At 66.4% G+C, this 4,495-nt stretch carries 3 protein-coding genes and 1 pseudogene; 3 read left to right on the forward strand and 1 reads right to left on the reverse strand.

Annotated elements, in window-relative coordinates; genetic code table 11:
- Positions 1–220, reverse strand: a pseudogene (locus IZR01_RS48300) (SAM-dependent methyltransferase); the annotation flags it as partial.
- A gap of 378 nt (positions 221–598) precedes the next feature.
- On the opposite strand from IZR01_RS48300, the gene rpsA reads away from it, so the two are divergent.
- From rpsA to IZR01_RS48315, 3 genes are all read left to right on the forward strand, one after another.
- A complete protein-coding gene (rpsA, locus tag IZR01_RS48305; RefSeq protein ID WP_194899811.1) occupies positions 599–2,080 on the forward strand; it encodes a 30S ribosomal protein S1 in 1,482 nt (493 codons plus the stop codon).
- A gap of 107 nt (positions 2,081–2,187) precedes the next feature.
- Positions 2,188–3,450 carry an MFS transporter gene (locus tag IZR01_RS48310; protein WP_194899812.1) on the forward strand — a complete coding sequence of 421 codons (1,263 nt, stop codon included), beginning with the start codon at positions 2,188–2,190 and terminating at the stop codon, positions 3,448–3,450.
- Positions 3,443–4,465 carry a TolB family protein gene (locus IZR01_RS48315; protein WP_194899813.1) on the forward strand — a complete coding sequence of 341 codons (1,023 nt, stop codon included), beginning with the start codon at positions 3,443–3,445 and terminating at the stop codon, positions 4,463–4,465. The genes IZR01_RS48310 and IZR01_RS48315 overlap by 8 nt, the downstream gene beginning before the upstream one ends.
- Positions 4,466–4,495 lie beyond the last annotated feature (30 nt).

The raw sequence follows: 4,495 nt of genomic DNA on the forward strand, positions 1-4,495 counted from the left end.
CCTCCAGCACCCGCTTGCCCGCCAACTCCGTCCCGAGCAGCCGCGCCTCGGCCTCGTCCAGCCCCTCCGGGCACCAGACAAAACGCGCATCGCCCAGGAACGCACCGTGTTCGGCCTGGTAATCGTCGGCATTGGCGTCCCACCAGCCCCGGTTCGCCCGGATCGTGGCGGAATCTGACAGGTGACGCCGGGCCACGCGGACCGTATCGTTATCTTCGATTCCGGGGTCGCCGGCGTATTCCGGCGACTCTTCCGTCACATCGGTCACAGTGCGGGCATCCTTTCCGCGGCGGGTCGACTGCGGGTCGTGAGACGATCACGCAGGTTGAGACTGTAGCGGTGGGCCCGGCTCGGTGCCGCCGGCGCCGTGGGCCGACCTGGCGTCCCCGGTGGGGCCGGGTATCGGATTGACCACGCGTGCGTACGACCCGTATTCTGGGCGATGCGCTGCGGGCAGGTTCTGAATCTTCTTCGCTGGATACCCGATCCTCGTCGACCGTTCGGCTCTTGACTGGTGATGGACCTCTCCCAACGCCGGCATCCCCGACCGGTGGAGGCCGTCGCCCACAATGTGTCCGTATCCGGAGCCCCCTTCCCCATGACGAGCAGCACCGAGACCGCCCGAACGCCTCAGGTCGCCATCAACGACATCGGTTCGGCGGAGGAATTCCTCGCCGCGATCGACCAGACCATCAAGTACTTCAACGACGGCGACATCGTCGAGGGTGTCATCGTCAAGGTCGACCGGGATGAAGTCCTGCTCGACATCGGTTACAAGACCGAGGGCGTGATCCCGTCACGGGAGCTCTCGATCAAGCACGACGTCGACCCGAACGACGTCGTCGCCGTGGGCGACCACATCGAGGCCCTGGTCCTCCAGAAGGAGGACAAGGAAGGCCGCCTGATCCTGTCCAAGAAGCGCGCCCAGTACGAGCGCGCCTGGGGCACGATCGAGGAGATCAAGGAGAAGGACGGCATCGTCACCGGTACCGTCATCGAGGTCGTCAAGGGTGGTCTCATCCTGGACATCGGTCTCCGTGGCTTCCTGCCGGCCTCCCTGGTCGAGATGCGCCGCGTGCGGGACCTCCAGCCCTACGTGGGCAAGGAGCTCGAGGCCAAGATCATCGAGCTGGACAAGAACCGCAACAACGTGGTCCTGTCCCGCCGTGCCTGGCTGGAGCAGACCCAGTCCGAGGTCCGCCAGAACTTCCTCACCACCCTGCAGAAGGGCCAGGTCCGCTCCGGCGTCGTGTCGTCGATCGTGAACTTCGGCGCCTTCGTCGACCTGGGCGGCGTGGACGGCCTGGTGCACGTCTCGGAGCTGTCCTGGAAGCACATCGACCACCCCTCCGAGGTGGTCGAGGTCGGCCAGGAGGTCACGGTCGAGGTCCTGGACGTCGACATGGACCGCGAGCGCGTCTCGCTGTCCCTGAAGGCGACCATGGAGGACCCGTGGCAGACCTTCGCCCGCACCCACGCCATCGGCCAGGTCGTGCCCGGCAAGGTCACCAAGCTGGTGCCGTTCGGCGCGTTCGTCCGGGTGGACGAGGGCATCGAGGGCCTGGTCCACATCTCCGAGCTGGCCGAGCGCCACGTGGAGGTCCCGGAGCAGGTCGTCAACGTGGGTGACGAGATCTTCGTCAAGGTCATCGACATCGACCTGGACCGCCGTCGCATCTCGCTGTCCCTGAAGCAGGCCAACGAGGGCCTGACCGGCGACATCGAGACCGACCAGTTCGACCCGGCGCTGTACGGCATGGCCGCCACCTACGACGACCAGGGCAACTACATCTACCCCGAGGGCTTCGACCCGGAGACCGGCGAGTGGCTCGAGGGTTACGACGCTCAGCGTGAGGTGTGGGAGGGCCAGTACGCCGAGGCGCACACCCGCTACGAGTCGCACCAGAAGCAGATCGCCGAGGCCCGCAAGGCCGACGCCGAGGCCGGTGTCCAGGAGAACGCCGAGGGTGCGCCCTCGTCCTACTCCTCGGGTGTGGTCGAGGAGAGCACCGGCGGTGCCCTGGCCTCCGACGAGGCCCTGGCCGCGCTGCGCGAGAAGCTGTCCGGCGGCCAGAGCTGAGCTTTCGGGCCGAGCGTCCGGAAGCTGAGTTTCACCGCTTTGTAACAGCATCGAGCTGAAATGCCCCGTCCGCCTTGTGCGGGCGGGGTTTTCGCTATTGTTTCGACGTGTATTTGACGGGATCGAGAACCGCCAAGCGCATCCAGGAAACCAGGAGCACGCGGGAGCGGGTCCCGTTCAACGTCAAGATGCTGGGCACTGTGAGCCTGCTGACGGACGTCTCCTCGGAGATGCTGGTCGCGGTGGTCGGCTACTACTTGCTCAACGTCCTCCACGAGACCCCGACGGCGATCGGGTTCCTGGACGGCCTCTACAACGGCATCCCCGCGCTGCTCGCCATCCCGGCGGCGTACCTGTCCGACCGCTGGCAGCGTAAGAAGCTCCTGGCCGGGATCGGCTACGGCGCCTCGGCGGTGACCAAACTAGGGTTCCCCGTCGTCGGGCCCTCCTTCGGCGGACTGAGCGGGCTCCTCAGCGCGGACCGCTTCGGCAAGGGGCTGCGTTCCGCCCCGCGCGACGCCCTCATCTCCCTGTCGTCCCCGCCGCAGATCCTGGGCCGCTCGTTCGGCGTGCACCGCATGCTCGACAACATCGGCGCCGCCACCGGCCCGCTCATCGCCTCCTTCGTCCTGCTGTGGACGACGAGGTTCGGCACGGAGCGTAAAGCGTTCGACGCCCTGTTCATCATCTCCTTCTGTGTCGCCGCCATCGGCCTGGTGGTGTTCTGCCTCTACGTGACCGACCACAAGGACGAGTTGCGGGAACGCTCAGAGACGTCGCTGCGCGCGGCCTTCGGGCTGCTCCGACAGGTGTGGTTCATCCGCACGGGAGTCGCTGTAGCGCTTTTGGGCCTCGCGTGGGTGAGCGACACCTTCGTGTACCTGACGCTCCAGCACCGGATGGCTCTCAGCGCTTCCGAGTACGCGTTGCTCGCTACCGGGACCATGGGCATGTTCGTCCTCATGGCCATCCCCGTGGGCCGCCTCGCGGACCGCGTGGGGCGCTGGAAGGTGTTCGTCGTAGGGCACCTCCTGTTGGTCATCGCTTATGCGTTGCTGGCTACGAACGTCCCTAACGGATTCCTTTTGGTCTCCGCACTCCTGCTCCCCGGCATCGCCTACGCGGCCACTGACGGCGTACTGATGGCCTATTGCGGCCCGCGCATCCCGGCCGCGCTGCGTACCTCCGGGCTCGCGGTGATGCAGTCGATCGGTGCGGTCGCCGGGTTCGTGTCGTCCGTCGCGTTCGGTGTCGCGTGGTCGCACACCGATCCCAAGACCGTCATGCTCTGGTTCTCCGGCGCCATGGCCGTCGCGATCACCGTCTCCACGCTCCTGGTGTCGCCCTGGAAGGACAGCTCCGATGGCTGAGGCCCGGGCGGAGCTGCCCCGCGACAACCGGGCCAAGATCCTGATCTCCTCCATCGCGGTGTTGTTGGTGGTCGCGGTGGCGGCCGGGGTGACCGCCTTCCTGGGGCGCTCGACGAAGCGGGCCGGCATCAGCGGCGGGTTCACCGTTGCCGCCGGGCAGCTGACATACCGGTCGATGGTGCAGGGTCCGGACTTCGGCAAGGTCGTGGAGCTCCCCATCGGGGCGGCGTCGAACGCGGTGCCGATGGTTTCCAGCGTTCAGTGCGAGCGGTCCTATACGGCTTCCGGCGTACTGCTCTGCCTTCAGTCCGAGGGCAGCCTCATCAGCCAGCCCTATGCGGAGATCTACAACAGTTCTTTCAAGCAGATCAAGAAGCTCGCGATCACTGGTACGCCGAACCGTGCGCGGCTGTCTGTAGACGGTCGTATGGCCGCATGGACGACCTTCGTTACAGGAGACTCCTATACGCAGCCCGGCGCCTCTACCCGCGCATCGGTCCTGGACCTTAAGACGGGGACGTACGTCGACTCTCTAGAGAACTTCAACTCCTACGTGGACGGGAAGCTCTATAAGGCGGTCGACATCAACATCTGGGGTGTCACCTTCACCGCCGACGACAACACCTTCTACGCCACGATGGGCAGCAACGGTAATACGTGGCTCATGAAGGGCGACTTCAAGGCGCGGACGCTGACCTCTCTGAGAGAGAACGTGGAATGCCCCTCGTTGTCCCCGGACGGTACCCGCCTGGTCTTCAAGAAGCGTGTCTCCGACGACATCCGGCATCCCTGGCGCTTCACCGTGCTGAACCTGGCCACCATGCAGGAGACCCCGCTGGCCGAGACCCGCAGCGTCGATGACCAGGCGGCGTGGCTGGACGACGACACCGTCATGTACGCGGTCCCGCACGACGACGACCCCGGTAGCGACCTGTACGCTGTGCCCGCCGACGGCACCGGCGCGCCGCGGCTGCTCGCCCCCAACGGGATGTCCCCGTCCGTCACCTCCGGGTGAGGCGGGGAGCGGGGCCGCGGGGCCCGGAGG

This window comes from Catenulispora pinisilvae (genome assembly GCF_015356865.1).
Classification (GTDB): domain Bacteria; phylum Actinomycetota; class Actinomycetes; order Streptomycetales; family Catenulisporaceae; genus Catenulispora; species Catenulispora pinisilvae.

Excerpts from the sequence above, each read along its gene's own strand:
- rpsA (WP_194899811.1), top strand. The coding sequence starts at position 599 with ATGACGAGCAGCACCGAGACCGCCCGAACGCCTCAGGTCGCCATCAAC.
- IZR01_RS48315 (WP_194899813.1), top strand. The coding sequence starts at position 3,443 with ATGGCTGAGGCCCGGGCGGAGCTGCCCCGCGACAACCGGGCCAAGATC.